At 71.3% G+C, this 21,086-nt stretch carries 22 protein-coding genes and 1 pseudogene; 16 read left to right on the top strand and 7 right to left on the bottom strand.

The genetic code is table 11. The annotated features are described in order from the left end of the window. Window positions 1-42 precede the first annotated feature (42 nt). The 3 genes from tsaB to tsaD are packed head-to-tail and all read left to right on the top strand — an operon-like array spanning window position 43 to window position 2,233. Window positions 43-708: a tRNA (adenosine(37)-N6)-threonylcarbamoyltransferase complex dimerization subunit type 1 TsaB gene (tsaB, locus tag QP939_RS08850; protein ID WP_285456133.1), complete on the top strand. Its 666-nt coding sequence runs from the start codon at window positions 43-45 to the stop codon at window positions 706-708. Continuing rightward, window positions 705-1,184 carry a ribosomal protein S18-alanine N-acetyltransferase gene (gene rimI / locus QP939_RS08845; protein WP_285456132.1) on the top strand — a complete coding sequence of 160 codons (480 nt, stop codon included), beginning with the start codon at window positions 705-707 and terminating at the stop codon, window positions 1,182-1,184. Before tsaB ends, rimI begins: the two co-directional genes overlap by 4 nt. Then, window positions 1,184-2,233, top strand: coding sequence for a tRNA (adenosine(37)-N6)-threonylcarbamoyltransferase complex transferase subunit TsaD (gene tsaD, locus QP939_RS08840; RefSeq protein WP_285456131.1), 1,050 nt, complete (start codon window positions 1,184-1,186; stop codon window positions 2,231-2,233). The genes rimI and tsaD overlap by 1 nt, the downstream gene beginning before the upstream one ends. A gap of 49 nt (window positions 2,234-2,282) precedes the next feature. Here the strand turns inward: tsaD and wecB are convergent, their stop codons facing one another. The 3 genes from wecB to QP939_RS08825 all read right to left on the bottom strand — a co-directional run bounded on the left by wecB (window position 2,283) and on the right by QP939_RS08825 (window position 4,491). After that, a complete protein-coding gene (gene wecB, locus QP939_RS08835) occupies window positions 2,283-3,434 on the bottom strand; it encodes a non-hydrolyzing UDP-N-acetylglucosamine 2-epimerase (RefSeq protein WP_285459700.1) in 1,152 nt (383 codons plus the stop codon). A gap of 97 nt (window positions 3,435-3,531) precedes the next feature. Continuing rightward, entirely contained in the window at window positions 3,532-3,711 is a 180-nt protein-coding gene (locus QP939_RS08830) for an LAXTG motif-containing small protein (RefSeq protein ID WP_125307442.1), read from the bottom strand. Between the two features lie 12 nt (window positions 3,712-3,723). Further along, window positions 3,724-4,491, bottom strand: a complete 768-nt coding sequence (locus tag QP939_RS08825) for a choice-of-anchor protein CoaP (protein ID WP_285456129.1) — start codon at window positions 4,489-4,491, stop codon at window positions 3,724-3,726. Between the two features lie 361 nt (window positions 4,492-4,852). Here QP939_RS08825 and xrtP point away from each other — a divergent pair, with 361 nt between their 5' ends. Both xrtP and QP939_RS08815 read left to right on the top strand, forming a co-directional pair. Further along, a complete protein-coding gene (xrtP, locus tag QP939_RS08820; protein ID WP_285459699.1) occupies window positions 4,853-5,362 on the top strand; it encodes an exosortase P in 510 nt (169 codons plus the stop codon). After that, window positions 5,359-6,735: an XrtP-associated glycosyltransferase gene (locus tag QP939_RS08815; protein ID WP_285456128.1), complete on the top strand. Its 1,377-nt coding sequence runs from the start codon at window positions 5,359-5,361 to the stop codon at window positions 6,733-6,735. Before xrtP ends, QP939_RS08815 begins: the two co-directional genes overlap by 4 nt. Before the next feature lie 22 nt (window positions 6,736-6,757). On the opposite strand, the pseudogene QP939_RS08810 reads toward QP939_RS08815, so the two are convergent. After that, window positions 6,758-8,621 (bottom strand): annotated as a pseudogene (locus QP939_RS08810) (N-acetylmuramoyl-L-alanine amidase). Window positions 8,622-8,988: 367 nt separating this feature from the next. Here QP939_RS08810 and groES point away from each other — a divergent pair. Further along, complete coding sequence (gene groES, locus QP939_RS08805) at window positions 8,989-9,282, top strand: co-chaperone GroES (RefSeq protein ID WP_007031106.1); 294 nt, start codon at window positions 8,989-8,991, stop codon at window positions 9,280-9,282. A gap of 91 nt (window positions 9,283-9,373) precedes the next feature. Next, window positions 9,374-10,987 carry a chaperonin GroEL gene (gene groL, locus QP939_RS08800; protein ID WP_285456127.1) on the top strand — a complete coding sequence of 538 codons (1,614 nt, stop codon included), beginning with the start codon at window positions 9,374-9,376 and terminating at the stop codon, window positions 10,985-10,987. A gap of 111 nt (window positions 10,988-11,098) precedes the next feature. Here the strand turns inward: groL and QP939_RS08795 are convergent, their stop codons facing one another. Continuing rightward, entirely contained in the window at window positions 11,099-11,419 is a 321-nt protein-coding gene (locus QP939_RS08795; RefSeq protein WP_277991888.1) for a WhiB family transcriptional regulator, read from the bottom strand. Between the two features lie 230 nt (window positions 11,420-11,649). On the opposite strand from QP939_RS08795, the gene QP939_RS08790 reads away from it, so the two are divergent. From QP939_RS08790 to QP939_RS08770, 5 genes are all read left to right on the top strand, one after another. Continuing rightward, complete coding sequence (locus tag QP939_RS08790) at window positions 11,650-12,555, top strand: MerR family transcriptional regulator (protein WP_414641734.1); 906 nt, start codon at window positions 11,650-11,652, stop codon at window positions 12,553-12,555. A gap of 56 nt (window positions 12,556-12,611) precedes the next feature. Then, on the top strand, window positions 12,612-13,604 hold the full coding sequence (locus QP939_RS08785; RefSeq protein WP_285456125.1) for a hypothetical protein: 993 nt from the start codon (window positions 12,612-12,614) through the stop codon (window positions 13,602-13,604). A 131-nt stretch (window positions 13,605-13,735) separates the two neighbouring features. Next, window positions 13,736-14,332, top strand: a complete 597-nt coding sequence (locus QP939_RS08780; RefSeq protein ID WP_003073605.1) for a response regulator transcription factor — start codon at window positions 13,736-13,738, stop codon at window positions 14,330-14,332. A 391-nt stretch (window positions 14,333-14,723) separates the two neighbouring features. Continuing rightward, window positions 14,724-15,296, top strand: coding sequence for a sigma-70 family RNA polymerase sigma factor (locus QP939_RS08775; protein WP_072474704.1), 573 nt, complete (start codon window positions 14,724-14,726; stop codon window positions 15,294-15,296). Next, the gene (locus QP939_RS08770) at window positions 15,297-16,232 is read left to right on the top strand and encodes an anti-sigma-D factor RsdA (protein WP_285456117.1); all 936 of its coding nucleotides are present in this window, start codon (window positions 15,297-15,299) and stop codon (window positions 16,230-16,232) included. Between the two features lie 56 nt (window positions 16,233-16,288). On the opposite strand, the gene QP939_RS08765 is transcribed toward QP939_RS08770, so the two are convergent. After that, window positions 16,289-16,684: a DUF5319 domain-containing protein gene (locus QP939_RS08765; RefSeq protein WP_285459698.1), complete on the bottom strand. Its 396-nt coding sequence runs from the start codon at window positions 16,682-16,684 to the stop codon at window positions 16,289-16,291. 129 nt (window positions 16,685-16,813) lie between these two features. On the opposite strand from QP939_RS08765, the gene guaB reads away from it, so the two are divergent. From guaB to QP939_RS08745, 4 genes are all read left to right on the top strand, one after another. Then, window positions 16,814-18,325: an IMP dehydrogenase gene (gene guaB, locus QP939_RS08760; protein WP_285456116.1), complete on the top strand. Its 1,512-nt coding sequence runs from the start codon at window positions 16,814-16,816 to the stop codon at window positions 18,323-18,325. A 52-nt stretch (window positions 18,326-18,377) separates the two neighbouring features. Continuing rightward, complete coding sequence (locus tag QP939_RS08755; protein ID WP_285456115.1) at window positions 18,378-18,830, top strand: DUF3574 domain-containing protein; 453 nt, start codon at window positions 18,378-18,380, stop codon at window positions 18,828-18,830. 74 nt (window positions 18,831-18,904) lie between these two features. Next, window positions 18,905-19,432 carry a hypothetical protein gene (locus tag QP939_RS08750; RefSeq protein WP_285456113.1) on the top strand — a complete coding sequence of 176 codons (528 nt, stop codon included), beginning with the start codon at window positions 18,905-18,907 and terminating at the stop codon, window positions 19,430-19,432. Between the two features lie 211 nt (window positions 19,433-19,643). After that, on the top strand, window positions 19,644-20,777 hold the full coding sequence (locus tag QP939_RS08745; protein WP_086672826.1) for a GuaB3 family IMP dehydrogenase-related protein: 1,134 nt from the start codon (window positions 19,644-19,646) through the stop codon (window positions 20,775-20,777). On the opposite strand, the gene QP939_RS08740 is transcribed toward QP939_RS08745, so the two are convergent. Then, a complete protein-coding gene (locus QP939_RS08740) occupies window positions 20,761-20,955 on the bottom strand; it encodes a DUF397 domain-containing protein (protein ID WP_285456111.1) in 195 nt (64 codons plus the stop codon). The genes QP939_RS08745 and QP939_RS08740 overlap by 17 nt on opposite strands. Between the last annotated feature and the right edge of the window lie 131 nt (window positions 20,956-21,086).

Raw genomic sequence — 21,086 nt, 5'->3', positions numbered from 1 at the left:
TGCAGCGAGCCGTCGAAGGCGCTGGTCGTAGGCTGGGACACCGTGTTGGTACTGGCGATCGATACCTCGACCCCGGCGGTGACCGCGGGGGTCGTCGCGGTGGACGGAAGCGGCGTCGAGACGCGCGGGGAGCGCGTCACGGTCGACGCCCGCGCCCACGGCGAGCTGATCACCCCGCACGCGCTGGCCGCGGCCGAAGCCGCCGGCGTGACCCTCAAGGACCTCGACGCGATCGTCGTCGGCGTCGGCCCCGGGCCGTTCACCGGCCTGCGCGCCGGGATGGCCACCGCCGCCGCGCTCGGCCACGCCCTCGGCCTGCCCGTGTACCCGGTCTGCAGCCTCGACGCGCTGGCCGCCGACGTCGAGCCGGGCGAAGGCGCGTTCCTCGTGCTGACCGACGCCCGCCGCCGCGAGGTCTACTGGGCCGCCTACGACGCGGCCGGGCAGCGCACCGACGGCCCGCACGTCCAGCGCCCCGCCGACCTCGAGACCGACGTCAAGGTGGCGGCGGGCGACGGTGCCCTGCTGTACGCCGAGGCACTCGACGTCCGGCCGGTCGAGCCGCGCTTCCCGTCGCCGGCCGGGCTCGTCAAGGCCGCGCGGAACGCGTTGCTGGCGAAGGAAACGCCCGCGCCGCTGACGCCGTTGTACCTGCGCCGTCCCGACGCCGCGGAGCCCACGGCGCCGAAACGGGTGACCACGCCGTGAGACTCGAACCCTTGCGCCGCCGGGACATCGCCCGGTGCGTCGAGATCGAGAAGATCCTCTTCCCCGGCGACGACCCGTGGAGCGCCCGCGCGTTCCACTCGGAACTGGACGCGGGCAACTTCTACCTCGCCGCCCGCCCGGACGAGGGCGACGAGCTGCTCGGCTACGCCGGGCTGGCCGTCGTCGGGCGGCGCCGCGGCGAGTACGAGGCGACGGTGCACACGATCGGCGTCGCACCCGAGCACCAGGGCCAGGGCATCGGCAAGGCGCTGCTGCGGGCGCTGCTGGAGCGGGCCGACGAGGTCGAGGCACCGGTGTTCCTCGAGGTCCGCACGGACAACACGGCGGCTCTCGCGCTGTACGAGAGCCACGGCTTCGAACGGCTCGGCATCCGGAAGCGCTACTACCAGCCTTCCGGCGCCGACGCGTACACGATGGTGCGCCCCGCGCGGGCGCGAGACGAGGTGGCGGGCTGATGTCACGCATCATCATGGGCATCGAGAGCTCGTGCGACGAGACCGGCGTCGGCCTGGTCCGCCTGCACGACGACGGCACGGTGGAGCTGCTCGCCGACGAGGTCGCCTCGAGCGTCGAGCAGCACGCGCGCTTCGGCGGTGTCGTGCCCGAGGTCGCCAGCCGCGCGCACCTCGAGGCGATGGTCCCGACGACCACGCGGGCCTTCGAGAAGGCCGGGCTGGCACTGTCCGATGTGGACGCCATCGCGGTGACCGCCGGGCCGGGCCTGGCGGGCGCGCTGCTCGTCGGCGTCTCGGCGGCGAAGGCGTACGCGACAGCGCTGGACGTGCCGCTCTACGGCGTCAACCACCTGGCCGGGCACATCGCGGTGGACACGCTGCAGCACGGGCCGTTGCCGACGCCGTGCCTGGCGCTGCTGGTCTCGGGTGGGCACACGCAGCTGCTGCGCGTCGACGACATCGCGTCCGAGATCACCGAGCTGGGGTCCACAGTGGACGACGCGGCGGGCGAGGCGTACGACAAGGTCGCCCGCGTGCTCGGCCTGCCGTACCCGGGCGGCCCGCCGATCGACAAGGCCGCGAAGAACGGCGACCCGGCGGCGATCGCGTTCCCGCGCGGCATGACCGGCCCACGCGACGCGAAGAACGACTTTTCCTTCTCCGGCTTGAAGACCGCGGTCGCGCGCTGGGTCGAAAGCGCGGGGCGGCGCGGCGAGGAGATCCCGGTGGACGACGTCGCGGCGTCGTTCCAGGAAGCCGTCGCGGACGTGCTGACGATGAAGGCCGTTCGCGCGGCGAAGGAGCAGGGGATCGGCACCATCGTCATCTCGGGTGGCGTGGCGGCGAACTCGCGTTTGTCCGCGCTGGCCGCCGAACGCTGCGAGGCGGCGGGGATCGAGCTGCGCGTCCCGCGGCCGCGGCTGTGCACGGACAACGGCGCGATGATCGCGGCCCTGGGCGCGCACGTGGTGGCGGCCAAGCGCCCGACGGCCCCGCTGGACTTCAGCGCGAACCCGGCCCTCCCGGTGAACGTGGTCTCGCTGTCGTGAGTGTTTAGGGCGGTTAGAACCGCCCTAAACACTCACGACAAGTCTTGGGCTACGAAGCCGCAGCGTGCTTGTGCTGCTCGGCGCCCACGCCCAGCAGTTCCTCGATCGCGGCCACCGCCAACGCGGCCGCATTGCCTTCGCCGTACGGGTTTCCGACCTGTGCCGGACGCAGCTCGCCGCTCAGCAGCCGCGCCGCGGTGTCGGCGATGCGTGACGTGTCCGTGCCGACCAGCCACGCGCACCCGGCCTCGACGACCTCCGCGCGCTCGGTGACGTCGCGCAGCACCAGCACCGGCGTGCCGAACGTCGGGGCCTCCTCCTGGATGCCGCCCGAGTCCGTCAGCACCAGCGACGCCAGCCGCAGCGCGCGCACCAGGTCCGGGTACTCCAGCGGGTCCGTCACCGTCACCCGCGGCAGGCCGCCCAGCGCCGCTTCGACCTGGGCCCTGACCTGCGGGTTCGGGTGCGCCGGGAACAGCACCTGGACGTCCGGGTGCTCGGCGACGATCAGCTGCACCGCGGCGAGGGTCCGCTCCAGCGGCTCGCCCCACGACTCGCGGCGGTGCGACGTCACCAGCACCAGCCGCTCACCGGCTTCCGCGATTTCCATCTCCAGCAACGCCAGCGCCGTGTCGCGGGCGGGCAGGTCACGCGCCGCGATCTCCAGCACGGCGTCGACGACCGTGTTGCCCGTGACGGCGATCCGTTGCCGCGCAACGCCTTCCGAGCGCAACGCGGCGGCCGCGCCGAGCGTCGGCGCCAGGTGCAGGGCCGCCAGCCGCGACACCATCTGCCGCGCGCCCTCCTCGGGGAACGGCGCGGTGAGGTCGTGCGTGCGCAGCCCGGCTTCCAGGTGCACCACCGGGATGCCCAGCCAGAACGCGGCCAGGGCGCCCGCGAGCGTCGTCGTCGTGTCGCCCTGGACCACCAGCGCGGCCGGGGCGTGCCGGCGCAGGACGTCGTCGAGCGCGGGTAGCAGGCCCGCCACCAGCTCAGCCTGGCCGCCGGTGACCCGCGGCGGCACGTCCAGCCAGGCGTCCGCGACCAGGCCGAACGGCGCCAGCGCCTGCTCGACCATGCCCGCGTGCTGGCCGCTGTGGACCAGCACCGGCCGCAGCGCCGGGTGCGCCTCCATGGCCAGGGCGAGCGGCGCGAGCTTGAGCGCTTCCGGCCGCGTCCCGGCCAGCAACATCACATCCACCTCGCGGTGCCCCTTCTCCACATCGTCCAGTGTCCAGCAAATTTCCACCGAAAGGGACCGCCGGCGCGCGAGGGGCACACGCCGACGGCCCCCTCTCTCACTCCCGCGCCTGGGAGAGACGGCGGTTGCGGCGGTGGACGGCGATCAGCGCGACGGTCCCCAGCAGGACCAGCAGCACGCCGACGGCCAGCCACCACCCGATGTCGGCCCCGGTGGCGGCGAGGGTGCCCACCCCGCCGCCGGCCACGCCGACGCCGGCGCCCGGCATCTTGTACATCCCGGACCTCGCTCAGGCCTGGGTGGCGCGACGGCGGTAGATGCGCGTCCCGACCGGCACCGCGATGGCGCCGAGCAGGCCGAGCCCGATCCACAGGCCCGCGCCGGACGCCAGCGGCATCGGCGGCGCGGCCGGGCCGCAGTTCGCCTGCGACACGATGACGTCACCCGAGCCGAGCGCATTGAGGCCTTCGCCGAGCAGCTTCACGTGGACGGCGTTGACCGTGAGGCTGCCGTCGTTGTTCTTGATCTGCTCGTTCAGGATGATCGTCGCGACGTTGAGCTCGCCGAGCCCGACCTTGATCTGCGTGTTCGGGGCGGGGGTCGAGTCGACCGCGCCGACCTTGCCGAGGTCCGCGCCGACCAGCTTCGTGCTGCCCTCGACGCCCTTCTGCGTCGCCGTGCAGACCGCCTCGACGAGCTTGATGCCGACGTTCCCGAGCGCCGCCTTGAGCAGCGGCAGGCCGACGTCGGCGGTGCTCGCCTTCGCCGTGACCGCGCCGGAGTTGTCGTCGCGCTTGGCTTCGGTGTTGATCGCGCCGGCGGTGAGGACGCCGGGCAGGTCGACCTTCGCGAGGCTGTTGCTCGTCGGGCCCGCGGTGCTGGCGGCCGCGAACGGGCCCGCCTTCACCGCCTCCTTGCCGAGCAGCTTCACGTCGACCTTGACGCCGTACGCGGATCCGTCGCCGGGGGCCGCCGAGGCGGGGGCCGCGCCGGCGAGCACGACGCTCGCCACGACCGCGGCGAGCAGTCCGCCGCGGCGCACGAGGGAGCTCTTCATCAACTGGTCCTCCGAATTCGCTGTGTTTCCCGGGGTATCGCGTGACGGCGGCGCGGATCGAACCGGCTTGCCTCGACTCGGCACGCGAATCGACTATCGCCAAGACCGGCTCGAATAGCACATGAAATTTCCCGAATCACCGGATCGGGTAAGACCCGGCGCCGTTTCCGCAGGTCGTTTCGATATCACCCTGTTGGCCTAGCAAGTTTGCCGCGGAACGAGCCGAATGGGCGCTCAAACCACCCCTCCGGGTGGAACGGCGGGCCGCTCATGACTTACGCTCGCCGGGGGTCCGCAGCTTGATCGAAGAATCGACACCGAGAGGAACGTCGTGGCCGTAGCGAGCGCTCCGAACGCTGGGATGGCACGGTTTCCGCTGGTCGTGGCGCTGGGTGCGCTGGCGGCCGCGGGGGTCGTGGTGGTGGTGGCCGAGCGGTTCTACCGCGAACTGGAAGTGCGGCTGGCCGGCGCGATCCTCGACGTCATCACTACATCGGGTGTTTATGTCGCCGGTGATCGCGAGTCTGTTTACTTTGGGTTGAGCGGCGCTGCTCCGTTCGGGTTGAGAATGACGCCGGAATGTTCTTCGGCGTTTCTTTTGCTCCCCTTGCTCGTTGTGACCATGATCATGTTGTACTTCCGGCCCGCGAATGCGAAGCGGCTCTTCTTTTCGCTCGGCATTTCCGCACTCGTCGTCGTGCTGGTGAACCAGTTGCGCATTCTCACGATCGTCGGGCTGGTGCACGGGTTCGGCACCGACGAGGGCTACTACTGGGGCCACACGCTGCTCGGCTCGATGGTCAGCGTGTTCGGCGGCGCGGTCTCGATCGTCCTGTTCGTCTGGCTGGCCACCCGGAAGAAGAAGGCATGAGCGTCAAGGTCCTGCTGGCCATCACGCAGGCGTTCGCGCTCACGATGAGCGTGGCGTTCCTCGTCTACGTCGTGGTGATCGTGGTGCCGTACCTGCGCCGCAAGCCGGGCCCGGTGGGCGACCCGGCCGACTTCACGTGGCACTTCTTCGTGCCGTGCCGCGACGAGCAGGTGGTCATCCGCGACACGATCCGCTACCTGCGCACCACGTTCCGCAAGGCGCACGTCTGGGTCGTCGACGACGACTCGGAGGACCGCACCGCCCGCGTCGTCCGGATGCTGTGGCGGCGCCACGGCGGCTACGACCCGTACCTGCACCTGGTGCCGCGCGTGCGGCCCGAAGCCCGCACGGGCAAAGGCGACGCGCTCAACGCCGCCTACCGCGCCTTGAACGACTGGATGGGCCCGGACGCGGCGCGCGACGACGTCGTCGTGGTGGTCGTCGACGCCGACGGCCGTCCGGCGCCGAACTGCCTCGAGGTCTGCGCGGCCAGGCACCTCTTCGGCGACCCGGAGGTCGGCGCGGTGCAGCTCGACGTCTGGATGAGCAACGTCGAAACGCCGCCGCCGACGCGCAACCCGGTCGGCCGCTGGTTCGGCTTGAAGCTCGCGCAGCTGCAGGACCTGGAGTTCCGCACGGCGATCGCGGCGATCCAGACGTCCCGCGGGTTCACCGGCACGATCTCGATGGGCGGCAACGGCCAGTTCACGCGGCTCACCGCGCTCGACTCGATCGCGGGCGGCACCGAAGAGCCGTGGCGCGGCTCGCTGCTGGAGGACTTCGAGCTGGGCGTCCACCTGCTCACGGCGGGCTGGCGCACCGGGTTCACGCCGGATTCCCATGTGGCGCAGGAAGGTCTGTACAGCCTGCGGCGGTTCCTCGTGCAGCGGACGCGGTGGGGGCAGGGCACCATGCAGTGCGCCCGCTACCTGCGCCGGATCTGGGACTCACCGCACGTGACCACGCTCGGCGCGGCGGAGATGATGTACTACCTCGCCCAGCCGTGGCTGCAGCTGCTCGGCTCGCTGCTGTACCCGATCCCGTTCCTGCTGCTGGTGGTGAGCACGGCGGGCGACCCGGCGCAGATGTGGACGTGGTTCACCGAAGGCGCGTGGATCCTGTTCGCGATCTACGGCTCGTTCGGGCTGCTGCCGTTCCTCGTCTGGGGCCCGATCTACCAGCTGAAGTGCTTGCGCAGCAAGAACATCCTGCGCGGCATCGGGATGGGCTTCGCGTACGCGGCGTACATCTACACGTTCTACGTGACGTCGTGGCGCGCGCTGTTCCGGCTGGTGCGCGGCCGCAACGGCTGGGCGAAGACGCGCCGCAACACCGAACAGGCGACCGGGGCGAAGGTCGCGCTCGACGCGTGAGCGCGACCTCCGCCGGGCCGGGCTAGAACGCCGGGACGAGCCGGACGTCGTCCGCCTTGACGAACGCGATCCGGTGCCCGAACTGGATCTGGACGTACTTGAGCTTGCCCTTGACCACGACGTGGTCGGCCGCGTCGAACGTCACCGCGTAGTAGTACTCCGAGCCGACCGTCCCGGCCGAGGAGTACTTCTGGCCGGCGGAGAGGGTGTACGGCAGCGGCGTGATCGCCTGCACCGGCACGTTCGCCGGGTAGGCCTCGGGCTCGGGGTAGGCGCGCCCGAACACCGGCACCGTCGCGAGGCCGGGCTTCGGCGTCACGACCCAGCCGATCGCGGGCTTCGCGACGCGCGCGTTCTTCGGGTTGTGGAACCAGCCCTTCTGGCCGAGGTACCAGACGGCGGTCCAGTCACCACGCACCTCGGCGACGGCGTACTGCTGCCCGGTGGCGACCCGGCTGCCGACGTCCGAGACGTCCATGGTGGACGGCGACCCGTCGGTGTGCAGGCCGGCGTCCTTCAGCAGCGGCGAGGTCTCACTGGGCTCCGAGTGCAGCACGACCGCCTCCGAACCCCGCGGCGCGCACGGGGTTCCCGGGCTGTCGCAGCCGGTGAAGGCGGGCTGGTTCGTCGCGAAGTCCGGGTCGATCGTCACCAGCGACGAGCCGGGCAGGCCGAACCCGCCGAGCGGCGCGCCGAGCAGGTCGAAGTAGTGCGACCAGTCCCAGTACGGGCCCGGGTCCCAGTGCATGCCCTTGATGGTCGACGGGATCGTGCCCGGCACGTTGTCGTGGCCGATGATGTGCGCCCGGTCGAGCGGGATGCCGTACTTGCGCGCGAGGTAGCCGACGAGCTTCGCGCTCGAGCGGTACATCGCCTCGGTGTACCAGGTGCCCTTCGCGGCGAAGCCCTCGTGCTCGATGCCGATGGACTTCGCGTTGACGTACCAGTTGCCCGCGTGCCAGGCGACGTCCTTCGTCGGGACGTGCTGGGCGATCAGGCCGTCGTTCGAGCGGATCGTGTAGTGCCAGCTCACGTACGTCGGGTCCTGGGCGAGGTCCAGGACGTTGTCCCAGTAGCCCTCGGTGTCGTGGATGACGATGTGGTCGATCTTCTGGCTCTCCGGGCGGTTCGCCAGGTCGTGGTTTCCGTAGTCGTTGTCCGGGAAGCTCCTGGTACGGCGCCGGGACCGACTCGCAGGCCACTGTTTTCGGGCACTCGACGTTCGCCGGGTTCGTCTCGTGCTGCGGGGTGGTTACGTCCGGGGTTGCGGCCAGGGTGATCTGCTGGCCGTCGTCCGTTGTCCTCGTCACGCCCGTTTTGATCGTTGCGAAGACCTCGTCCGCGAACGTCTCGGCGGCTTCTCCGGTTGAGCCGCTGTAGCGCTCTACCGCTTCGTACCAGTCGCTCGTGTGGTACTTCGCCAGGAGGGCCGCTCCTCCTCGGATGTTCTGCGTGGGGTTCGTGCGGAGCGTGCTCGCGTCCGAGTTCAGGAGCTTGGCCGCTTCGTCGATCGTTTGGAGCGTCGGGGGTGGGGCTGGTGGTCCGGCCTGGGGATGGAGGGCTGGGCGGGCCTCGTCGCCTCGCGGGTCCTCCGTGCCTTCGTCGTGGTGGCTTGTCGCCACTCCCGCTTCGCGCAGGTCCGTCAGGTGCATCGGGCCGTAGCCCGCTGAGGTGCTCGGCGTTCCCGCGTTGAAGTCCCAGCGGGATTCGAGGTAGGAGACTCCCAGGAGGATGTTCTCCGGGACTCCGAACTCCTTGGCCGCGGCCTTGAAGTCCTGCTGCCGCTGGCTCGTCGTGTCGGCCTGGGCCGGTGCGGTGGCCAGGCCTGCTGCGATCGCGAGCGCCGCCGTGATGGTCGCGGTTCTCCGGAAGGGATGGGATGACATGGGCATAAACCCCCAGGGTTCTCGTGCCAGACGGTGAGAACCTAACCAGAAACTCACGCTCCGGGTAAGGGGTTGTTGCCGCGCCTCGTGCACCCTCGCCCCGGCTCTTCGGTGCCGACTGCTCGGCGCGGTGTGGGCGGACTCGTTGCGCGGCTGGCGGGCGTTCCGGCGAGCGGGCGATCGCCGCCGGTCAGGGCGCCTCTCCCTGCGTTTCACACGTCAGGGACCACCCTCCTTGCGAAGCTGGCACTCACCTGGCTAGAGTGCTAATTGCACGGCCCGACACGCCCCGGCACCCGCGACGGCGGGGGTGGTAGGACCGTAAGTCATCCTGCCAACGCTTTCGACGACCGTGGAGGTCAACCCGGTGAGCGTGAACATCAAGCCGCTCGAGGACAAGATCGTTGTCCAGACGAGCGAGGCCGAGGAGACGACCGCTTCCGGCCTCGTCATCCCCGACACCGCCAAGGAGAAGCCCCAGGAGGGCAAGGTTCTGGCCGTGGGCCCGGGCCGGATCGACGACAAGGGCAACCGCGTCCCGCTCGACGTTTCCGTCGGCGACGTCGTCATCTACTCCAAGTACGGCGGCACCGAGGTCAAGTACAACGGTGAGGACTACCTGATCCTGTCCGCCCGCGACGTGCTGGCCGTCATCAACTGACGTCCGCTCGCAGCGCATGACGCCCCGGGCCCCGCAGCAAGCCGGGGAGCGGGGCGTTCTTGCGTTCAGAGAAAGGTAAGCGGAACACGCCATGCCCAAGCAGATCAGTTTCGACGAGGACGCTCGTCGCGCGCTCGAGCGCGGGGTGAACAAGCTCGCCGACGCGGTCAAGGTCACCCTCGGCCCGCGTGGTCGCCACGTCGTGCTCGACAAGAAGTTCGGCGGCCCGACCATCACCCTCGACGGCGTGACCGTCGCCCGTGAGATCGAGCTCGACGACCCGTTCGAGAACCTCGGCGCGCAGCTCGCCAAGAGCGTCGCCACCAAGACCAACGACGTCGCCGGCGACGGCACCACCACCGCGACCGTGCTCGCGCAGTCGCTGGTGAAGGTCGGCCTGCGCAACGTCGCCGCCGGTGCGAACCCGACCTCGATCGGCCGTGGCATCGAAGCCGCCGCGGAGAAGGTCATCGAGGTCCTCAAGGCCAAGGCCACCCCGGTCAAGGGCCGCGAGAACATCGCCCAGGTCGGCACCGTGACCTCGCGTGACGCCAACATCGGCGCCCTGCTCGGCGAAGCCGTCGAGAAGGTCGGCGAGGACGGCGTCATCACCATCGAGGAGTCGTCGACCCTGGCGACCGAGCTGGTGATCACCGAGGGTGTCCAGTTCGACAAGGGCTTCCTCTCGGCGCACTTCGCGACCAACCCGGAGGAGCAGAAGGCGATCCTCGAGGACGCCTACGTCCTGCTGCACCGCGAGAAGATCTCGGCGCTGGCCGACCTGCTGCCGGTGCTGGAGAAGGTCGTCGAGGCCAAGAAGCCGCTGCTGATCATCGCCGAGGACGTCGACGGCGAGGCGCTGTCCACCCTCGTGGTGAACTCGCTGCGCAAGACGATCACCGCCGTCGCGGTCAAGGCGCCGTTCTTCGGCGACCGCCGCAAGGCGTTCCTGGACGACCTCGCGGTCGTCACCGGCGGCGAGGTCATCTCCGCGGAGATCGGCCGCAAGCTGTCCGACGTCGACCTCGGCGCGCTCGGCAAGGCCCGCCGGATCGTCGTCACCAAGGACGACACCACGATCGTCGACGGCGGCGGCACGGCCGACGCCATCGCCGGGCGGGTCGCGCAGATCCGCAAGGAGATCGAGACGACCGACTCCGACTGGGACCGCGAGAAGCTGCAGGAGCGGCTCGCGAAGCTCGGCGGCGGCGTCGCCGTCATCAAGGTCGGCGCGGCCACCGAGACCGAGCTGAACGAGCGCAAGCACCGCATCGAGGACGCCGTGGCTTCGACCAAGGCGGCCGTCGAGGAGGGCATCCTGCCCGGCGGTGGCTCGGCGCTGGTGCACGCGGTCAAGGAGCTCGAGGGCTTCCTCGGCCTCGAGGGCGACGAAGCGACCGGCGTCAAGATCGTGCGCGACGCCCTGACCGCCCCGCTGTTCTGGATCGCGACGAACGCGGGCCACGAGGGCGCGGTCATCGTCAACAAGGTGCAGGAGCAGAGCTGGGGGCAGGGCTTCAACGCCGCCACCGGCGAGCTCACCGACCTGCTGGCCGCCGGCATCGTCGACCCGGTCAAGGTGACCCGGTCCGCGGTGGCGAACGCCGCCTCCATCGCCCGGCTGGTGCTCACCACGGAGTCGTCCGTGGTCGAGAAGCCGGTCGAGGAGGAGCCCGCCGCGGCGGGCCACGGCCACTCGCACTGACGCTTCACCGAAAACGGGGCGGCACTTCGTGTGCCGCCCCGTTTCTTCGTTTCCCGGAAAGCACGGAGGGCGGCACCCCACCCGGTGCCGCCCTCCGATGTCTGTGGGCGCTCAGCCGCCGGACATGCTGAGCGCGCGTTTGTCGGCCTTGATGATGTGCTCGCGTTCGGACTCCGAGAGCCCGCCCCAGATGCCGTAGGGCTCGTGCACCGCCAGCGCGTGGCTGCGGCACATCTCCAAGACCGGGCAGCTCAGGCAGACGGCCTTGGCCCTGGCCTCCCGCCGTGCCCGCGCCGGGCCGCGCTCGCCGTCCGGGTGAAAGAAGGACGCGCTGTCCATCCCCCGGCACGACCCTTCGAGCTGCCAGTCCCACATGTCGGCGTTGGGTCCTGGGAGCCTGCGCGTGTCTGCCATCCTGACCGCCTCCGTCATTCGGTCGATGCCGCTAGCTGCTCTGCTGTGGTGCCGATACTCCATTCGGTGCAACGGCGGTAACGTTAGAAGCGCGCCAATAGTTGTTCAAGCGATTCGGTTCGATTCAGCCGTTAGGCATCCCCCGGATGTGTGAGCAGGGGTTTCGCCTCCGGTTGCCGACTCCGCTGAGTGCCTGGATATTGAGGCTCGTGGGAGCTGGGTCGGGCACCGAAGAACCCACCCTGCCGGTGGCCTCGGTCGCCCGCCGGCTCGGGGTCGCCCCGTCCACCCTCCGAACCTGGGACCGCCGCTACGGGCTCGGCCCGAGCCGGCACACCGACGGCCGCCACCGCCGCTACGGCAGCTCCGACATCGGCAGGCTCGAACTGATGCAGCGCGCGTTGCTGAGCGGCGCGTCGACCGCCGAAGCCGCGCGCTACGCCCTCGAGCAGATGCCGCGGTCCGGGCCGCCGCAGCCGGAGGAGCCCGAGGAGCCCCCGGAGGCCGAGGCCGCCGACGACGGCCACGAAGTCCGGTCCCGCCTGGCCCGCCGTCTGAGCACGGCCGCGCTCGCGATGGACGTCGGCGCGGTGCAGCGCATGCTCGCGGACACGATCGCCGAGCTCGGCGTGCTCCCGGCGTGGACGGGGGTGATCGAGCCGGTGCTGTCGGCGCTGGGCGCACGCTGGCGCGGTGCGAGCGCGGGCGCGGAGGTCGAGTACCTGCTGGCGGAGTGCGTGTTCGCGGCGCTGGTGCGCGCGACCCCGGTGCTCGACGAGCCCCGCAACACGCGCCCGGTGCTGCTCGGCTGCGTCCCGGAGGAACGGGACTCGATGCCGATGTACGCGCTGGCGGCGTCGCTGGCGGGACGGCGGATCGGCGCGCAGCTGTTCGGCGTGCCGCTGCCCGCGGAGGTCCTGGCGGTGGCGGTGCGCCGGAGCGCGCCGGCGGCGGTGGTGCTGTGGGCGCAGCGGCGCGGGGTGGCGGACACGCGGTTGTTCGCGCGCGTGTCGCGGGGACGGCAGCGGAGCAGGCTGTTCGCGTGCGGGCCGGGCTGGGACCCGGCGACGCTGCCGGACAAGGTCGAGCTGCTCACGGACCTGCCGGGCGCGGCGGACCGCATCGAGCACGTCCTGGTGGGCACGCGCCGGTAGGCGCCTCGGCGGATTCGATCATGGTTTCTGTCGGTGGGACCCGCTAGAAAGGTCGGGTGCACGAAGCCGCCCTCCGGGCCGCCGCCTTCGGGGGCGAGCCACTGCCCGACCCCGCGTCGACGCGGGGCGGCGACACCGCGCGCGAACGGCTCCTCGCGGCGATCGTGCTGGGCGCACAGGGCCGGTACGCGGCCGCGGCGGCCCTCCTGGATGTCCTCCGGCGCGACAGAGACCCGGTGACGGCCTCACTGGCCGCCAGCACGCTTGGGGCGCACCGTCGGCAGCTGGGCGGCCACCGGCAGGCCCGCGCACTGGACGGCGAGGCGTTCGCGAAGGTCGCGGACGGCGGCCAGGGCTCGGCGGAGGTAGGCCGGGCTTCGGCCGGTGCGGCCGCCGCGCTCGAGGGCGACGGTGAATCGGATCGCCTCGGTTCGGCCGCCATCGGCGACCCCAGTGGCCTCGACGCCGCCGGAGCCCTGTTCGGTTCGGCCACCACCGACCCCGACGGCCTCGACGCCGCCGGAGCCCGAGCCGACGCCCTGCTCGGCCTGGCCGCCGACAACCTCGCCCTCGGCCGCCTCACCGCCGCACGTCGCTTCGCCGCCCGCGCCTCCCGCGAGGACGCACGGTGGCGGGCCACCGTCCGGGGCGGCTGGGTCGGGGCCGAGATCGAGCTCGCCGCAGGTCACGGCGCCGCCGCTGTCCCGCATGCCGAACTCGCCTTCGAAACCGCCGTCGCGCGGGGCGCTCGGCGGCACGCCGTGAAATCCGGGATTGTGCTGGCCGTGGCCCTGCGGGCCGCCGGTGCTCCCGATCACCGGGAGATTTCGGACGCTCTTGTCGGAAAGGCGATGGCCACCGCGGAAGAATGCGAACTGCTTTCACTTTTGTGGCCGGCGGCACTCGTCGCCGCCGACCTGCGCCCAGGACACGCCGAGGAGTATCGATTCAGAGTGGCGGAGGTGTTGCACGCAGTGTTACGAAACGCAGATCCTTGCGGGAGGAGGGTTGCGGGGGAATCACCATGGGTCCCCGTCCCGGGTGGTTGAGCCGTCGGAATGGGGTGTTCCGGCATCCGGGCTAAGAAGTTTCAAAAAAAGCCACCGGATCGTGTCAAGGTTCGGGCTAAAGCGTCCGATAGGGGAAGTGGAATGTCACCCGGCTGCAGGAAGGAAACCCCGTGACGACGGTCTTGATCTGCGACGACCGACGCAGTGTCCGTGAAGGGCTCACCCGAGTGATGTCCGCGGTCCCTGGGGTCAGTCGCATCGACTGCGTAGCGCACGGTGACGAGCTGCTGGCCCGGTACTCCCGTCAGCCCGTCGACGTCGTGCTGGTCGGGACGCAGCGCGCGGTCCCGACGGGTGTCGAAGCCACCCGGCGGCTCGTCTCGGCCAACCCCCAGGCGAACGTCATCGTCTTCGGCGCCCCGGACGACGCCGGCAGCATCGCCGCCGCCATCGCCGGCGGTGCCCGCGGCTACCTCCGCTGGGACGCGTCCCGGCCGGAGCTGGTCGCCGCGCTGGCCCACACCCTCGCGAGCACCTCGGTGCCCGCGCCCCGTCAGCCGTCCGACCCGGGCGTCCAGCTGACCGAGCGCGAGCTTCAGGTGCTCCGCGGGATGAGCCAGGGCAAGAGCAACGGCCAGATCGGCCGCGAGCTGTACCTGTCCGAGGACACGGTCAAGACCCACGCCCGCCGGCTGTTCCGCAAGCTCGGCGTGCGCGACCGCGCGCAGGCCGTGGCCCACGGCTTCCGCCGCGGCCTGGTCAGCTGACCTGTCGCTCTCCCCGTTCCTGACACGGCCGGTTTACAGGTGACGACGGGCCAGGGCGCACTCCGCCCTGGCCCGTACCTGTGTGGTCCCCATCACACTCCGGCGCCCTCAGAGGCAGCCTCCGGGGCGGATCCCCGCCTCGAACCCCGTCTTCCCCGCGGATCTCGTACCCGCGACGCCGCTCGCTCGTTGAATGGGCGACCTCGATCGCGGACCCGCAGGGTAATCCGTATTTTCGCGGCTCACGTGGCCGCGGCGCGCCGGGGAACACCGCGCGCGCCGGCCCGGACCGGGCCGCAGGTACGGTAGCGGTCACCCGGCGCGTGGTGGAGGCGATCCACGAGCCGGACTCTTTGCACGCCTACACGTAACACTGGGACTGTTGTCTGCGATGGCCAATGTGGGGGATGGACTGGATGAGCCGGTCGCCGCTGCTGTCGAGGGAGATCCCCAGGCAGTGGAGCGGCTGCTGGCTGCTATCCGTCCGCTGGTAGTGCGGTATTGCCGCGCTCGGGTTGGCAGGCAGGAGCGATCGTTCGCTTCGGCGGACGATGTTGCGCAGGAGGTGTGTCTCGCGGTGCTAACGGCATTGCCCTCGTACCGCGACCAAGGCCGCCCATTTCTGGCGTTCGTCTACGGGATCGCTCAGCACAAGGTGGCCGACGCGCATCGCGCGGCCGCCCGCAACCGGGCCGAGCCGGTGGCCGAGATCCCCGACGAGATCGAGGGCGGGGTGGGCCCCGAGCAGCGGGCGCTGCAAGGTGAGCTGAACGAGCGGATGTCCCAGTTGTTGCAGGTGCTGCCGGACAAGCAGCGGGAGATCGTGGTGCTCCGCGTGGTCGTCGGCCTGTCGGCGGAGGAGACCGCGGACGCGGTCGGCTCCACGCCCGGCGCCGTCCGCGTCGCCCAGCACCGCGCCCTCGCGCGGCTGAGAAAGGTCCTGGCCGCGGAGGAGGTGATCTGAGTGACCGGTCACGAGAAGGGTTTCGAGCCGGAGGACGTCTTCGGCAGTGGCCTGTCGGCGTCGGAGGCGGAGTTCGCCGCCGACCTGTCGGCCGTGCAGGCCGACGACGCGCTGCTCGACGCGCTCGGCGGGTCCGACCCGGCGCTGGCCGACGGTCTCGGCGACCAGGAGCTCAACGCGTTGCTGGTGGCGTGGCGAAGAGACATCGACAGCGAGCCCTTGGCCGAACTGGTCGACGTCGACACCGCTGTGCGCACCGTGAACACCGCCGCTCTCGCGAAGCGGCATTCCGCGAGCGGACGCCGCCGCAGGCTGCTCGTCCCCGTCGCCGTCGCCGCCGCCGTGCTGGCGATCGCGTTCACCGGGACCGGGCTGGCCGCGCGCTCCGCGCAACCCGGCGACACCCTCTGGGGTCTCGCGAAGGTCCTCTACGCCGACCACACCCGCTCGGTCGAAGCCGCCGCGAACGCGAAGCTCGACCTCGAGAAGGCCAATCTCGCCATCGCCGGCGGCAACCTCGACGCCGCCCGCCAGGCCCTCCAGGACGCTCAGGCCGCGTTGTCGCAGGTCTCCGACGAGGACAACCGCGACCAGCTGATGGAGCAGCACCGGCAGCTCGCCGCGCAGCTGCAGAACCCGGAAGCGCCGGTGCAGGGCCCGACGCAGACCTCGGTGCCGCAGGTGCCGCCGGGCGCGTCGTCGACGCAGGTCCCGCCGGCCGGCTCGGCGACGTCGATCCCGGGCAGCGGCAGCGGCACCACCAGCCTGCCGGGCAGCGGGACGCCGACCCCGACGCCCCCGCCGCCGACCACCGAACCGCCGCCGCCGACCACCGAGCCGCCGCCGAGCACGACCGCCGCGAGCGGCAACGACCCGGGCACCAACACCGGGCGCAGCGAGGCGGGCGAAGGCCAGAGCGTCGGCGAAGGCCAGTAGGACTCAGGACACGGAAAAGCCCTGGTGAGCAAACTCACCAGGGCTTTTTCGCGGGTTCAGTAGGCGCTTTCGTTGGCCGTGACGCCGTCGGCGAAGCCGCGGCAGTAGTCCCAGCTCACGTAGTCGCCGGGGTTCGGGTCGTAGGCGGGCTCGTGCGGGCGCATCCGCCCGTCGGCGAGCAGCTGCTCGAGGCTGGCGCGCAGGAGGTGCCAGTCGTGGTAGTGCGGTTCGTCGCACTCACCGCAGTCCACGACGATCCCGCGCACCCCGCGGGGTTCGAGGAGGGCCTGGTAGACGGCCAGATCCGAAAGGTCGGCCAGCAGCTCGGTGCGTTCCTGGTCGCTGATCGGCTCGTCCAGCCGGTCCTCGTCGACGAGGAACGCCCGGGCCGGGTCGTCCGGGTCGTCCGCGAACGGGTCTGGAGGCAGGACATCATGCGCCACGGCCTGCACGGTACCGGGCGGTCCCCGCGGCTCGCCCACCACCCGGGGCGGGGCCACGCGGCGGATATCATGAGGAGAAGGCTCCGAGTCGCCACAGCGACCCCGCTCATCCCGCGCCAGGAAGGCCCTTCACCCGCTATGACCAGCGACGGCACCACCGCCCCCGTTCCGGCCAAGTTCGCCATGCTCGGCCTGACTTTCGACGACGTGCTGCTGCTGCCGGCCGAATCGGACGTCGTGCCCAGCACGGTCGACACGAGCACCCGGCTGAGCCGGAACATCACCCTCGGCATCCCGCTGGTCTCCGCCGCGATGGACACCGTCACCGAGGCGCGGATGGCGATCGCCATGGCCCGCCAGGGCGGCATCGGCGTGCTCCAGCGCAACCTCCCGATCGACGAGCAGGCCGCCGCGGTCGAGGTCGTCAAGCGCTCGGAGGCCGGCATGGTCACCGACCCGGTGACGTGTTCGCCGGACGCGACGCTGGCCGAGGTCGACGCCCTGTGCGCGAAGTTCCGCATCTCCGGCGTGCCGGTGACGGACGCGGCCGGGACGCTGGTGGGCATCATCACCAACCGCGACATGCGGTTCGAGGTCGACCACAGCCGCCCGGTGTCCGAGGTGATGACGAAGGCGCCGCTGGTCACCGCCCAGGTCGGCGTCTCCGCGGACGCGGCGCTCGGGCTGCTGCGCCGCCACAAGATCGAGAAGCTGCCGATCGTGGACGGCGCGGGCAAGCTCCGCGGCCTGATCACGGTCAAGGACTTCGTGAAGACCGAGCAGTACCCGAAGGCGACGAAGGACCCGGACGGCCGCCTCATCGTCGGCGCCGCGGTCGGCGTCGGCCCGGACGGGCACCAGCGCGCGATGGCGCTGGCCGACGCCGGGGTCGACGTCCTGATGGTCGACACCGCGCACGGCCACTCCCGCGCGGTCGTCGAGACGGTCTCGCTGCTGAAGAAGGAGCTGGGCGACGCCGTCGACATCGTCGGCGGCAACGTCGCGACGCGGGCGGGCGCGCAGGCGCTGGTCGACGCGGGCGCGGACGGCATCAAGGTCGGCGTCGGCCCGGGCTCGATCTGCACCACCCGGATCGTCGCGGGTGTCGGCGTCCCGCAGATCTCGGCGATCTACGAAGCCGACCTGGCCGCGCGCCCGGCGGGCATCCCGGTGATCGGCGACGGCGGCATCCAGTACTCGGGCGACATCGCGAAGGCCATCGCGGCCGGCGCGTCCACGGTGATGCTGGGCAGCCTGCTCGCCGGCACCGCCGAGTCGCCGGGCGACCTGATCCTGGTCAACGGCAAGCAGTTCAAGGTCTACCGCGGCATGGGCTCGCTGGGCGCGATGCAGTCCCGCGGCCAGGGCAAGTCCTACTCGAAGGACCGCTACGCCCAGGACGACGTGCTCAACGAGGACAAGCTGGTCCCCGAAGGCATCGAGGGCCGGATCCCGTTCCGCGGGCCGCTCGCGAACGTCGTGCACCAGCTGGTCGGCGGCCTGCGCGCGGGCATGGGCTACGCGGGTGCGGAGACCATCGCGCAGCTGCAGGAAGCGCAACTGGTCCGGATCACCGCGGCCGGGCTCAAGGAGAGCCACCCGCACGACATCACGATGACCGTCGAGGCGCCGAACTACACCACGCGTTAGTCCGCCCTTCCGGTCGTTCCGCCGCCTGGTCGTGGGCCGTGACACTCGGCCCATGACCAGGATGGCGATTTCCCGGCGGACGGTGGTGGCCGTGACCGCCGCGGCGGTGCTGGGGCTCGGCGGCGGCGTCGCCGCGTCGGCCGACACGTCGGCGACACCGGCGCAGGTCCAGTCGCCGGGGGAGATCTGGAAGCGCACGGAGCTGTTCTTCGGCACCGGCAAGCCCGACGGCACCGAGGTGACCGACGCGGAGTTCGCCGCGTTCACCGAGCGGGAGATCACCCCGGCGTTCCCGGACGGCTTCACGCGGCTCGACGGCAGCGGCCAGTGGCGCGGCGGATCCGGGACGATCGTGCGGGAGCACACGCACGTGATCGTGCTGCTGTACCCGTTCGCCGACCGGGACGCCGAACGCGAGATCGAACAGCTCCGCGGTGACTACGAAAAGCAGTTCCAGCAGGAATCCGTACTGCGTTCGGACTCCGTGGCGAAGGTCTCCTTCTGAGTTTCCGTGACCTAGCGTGCTTACGGTAATCGGTCTATCGCCTTGCGTGGCCATCGTGGTGTGCACTGAAGGGCATGACGGCCGGCCGCTTCGCGCGCGTGCTCCGCAAGGTGTTCTTCACGGCCGTCGCGGTGGTGTCCCTGCTGCTGGGCGGGATCGTGTGCCTGATGTGCCAGGCGCTCGCCGGCCGCGACGCGCCCACGTACCGCGTCGAGGGGCACGTGACGTCCCACGAACGGGGAGCGCTCCCGGTCGGCGGCGACGAGGAAGCGCTCAGCCACACGATCGGCGTCGACGCGGGGAGCGGGCACTATCGCGTCACGGCGGTCGGCCCCGGCCTCGACCTGCCCGCGGGCCAGCCGGTGGCGCTCGACATCTCGACGGCGGACGGCAGCATCGCCTACCTGCGCGCCGGCGGCGGGGTCGTCGACCTGCGGCCGGGAGTGGTGCGCCCGGTGCTGTCGATCGTGGCGGCACTGCTCGCGCTGGGCGCGGTGTACTTCGGCGCGGTGCGGCTGAACGTGTACCCGCCGGTGGCGACCTGGCTGGCCCTCGCGCTGGGCGCGGTGCTGGCCCCGGTGGCGGTGTTCGTGCGGGTGTGAGCCGGTCCCGAGCGCCCCAATGTGGCCTTCGGTGCGTGAGACGCAACCAAGGCGGCCTTCGGTGCGTCAGACGCAACCAAGGCCGCCTTGGGGTGCTGGCAAGCCGTCAACGGCGGGTCCGCGTGCTGGTCCCGGACCCCGTGCGCGGGTCACCCACGCGGACTAGCGACAATGGGGCACGGCAGATTGTCGTCGTCGGAGGAGGCTTCACGTGCGGGACCTGGTCGAGATCGGGATGGGCCGCACCGCGCGGCGGGCGTATGACCTCGACGACGTCGAGATCGTGCCGTCGCGGCGGACCCGGTCGTCTTCGGTGGTGTCCACCTCCTGGCAGATCGACGCCTACCGCTTCGACCTGCCGCTCGTCACGCACCCGACGGACGCGATCGTCTCGCCCGGCACCGCCGTCGCCGTCGGCGAGCTGGGCGGCCTGGGCGTGCTCAACGCCGAAGGCCTCTGGGCGCGGCACGCCAACGTCGAGGACGCCATCTTCCAGCTCGTCCGCGCGGCCGAGGACCTCGAAGACCCGACCGCGGTCGGCCGCGTGCTGCAGGAGCTGCACGCAGCGCCGATCCGGCTGGACCTGCTCAGCGAGGCCATCAAGACCGTTCGCGAATCCGGCGTCACCGTGGCCGCGCGCGTCAGCCCGCAGCACGCCGCCGAGCTGACCCCGGACCTGATCGCCGCCGGCGTCGAGATCCTCGTCGTGCAGGGCACGATCATCTCCGCCGAGCACGTCCAGCGCGACGCCGAGCCGCTGAACCTCAAGGAGTTCATCGGCCGCCTCGACGTCCCGGTGATCGCCGGCGGTGTCAGCGACTACCGCACCGCCATGCACCTCATGCGCACCGGCGCGGCCGGGGTCATCGTCGGCCACGGCTACACGCCGGGCGTCACCAGCACCGACCGCGTGCTCGGCATCGGTGTTCCGATGGCCACCGCGATCATCGACGCCGCGGCCGCCCGCCGCGACTACCTCGACGAGACCGGCGGCCGGTACGTGCACGTCCTGGCCGACGGCGGCATGACGGTGTCGGGCGACATCGCCAAGGCCATCGCGTGTGGCGCGGACGCCGTCATGCTCGGCTCACCGCTGGCCGCCGCGTCGGACGCGCCCGGCCAGGGCCTGTACTGGACGGCGGCGGCCGCGCACCCGTCGCTGCCGCGCTCGCGCGTGGCGGCCGGGCCGGACTACGCCGTCGACCTCAAGACCCTCCTGTTCGGGCCGTCGTCCGACGCGGAAGGCGTGGTGAACCTCTTCGGCGCGCTCCGCCGCGCCATGGCCAAGACGGGTTACTCGGACCTCAAGGAGTTCCAGCGGGTGGGCCTCACCGTCCGGCGGTGAGGTGCTCGAGGAACGCGGCGAACGCGGTCGCGGAGTAGACGAGGACGGGGCGGGGCGCCGGTTGCTTGGTGTCCCGCACGCCGACGACACCGGGTCCGGTGCCGATCTCGACGCAGGCGTTCTCTTCGAAGTGGCTGTGGCTCGACTTGCGCCACCCGGTGAGCGTTCGCAGGCTCATCGTGGTCTCCCCGAAATCGTGTCCCGCCCGCGGTGATTCGCCGACGCGGACATCGAGCACCTTGGTGAATACCCACCGCCGCGGTCGATCAAAGCGTCCAGAAGGGTGACTGGCCAGTAACTTACCTCTGG

The organism is Amycolatopsis nalaikhensis, assembly GCF_030264295.1.
GTDB classification, from domain to species: Bacteria; Actinomycetota; Actinomycetes; order Mycobacteriales; family Pseudonocardiaceae; genus Amycolatopsis; species Amycolatopsis nalaikhensis.
This window is presented reverse-complemented; position numbering and strand designations above follow the sequence as displayed.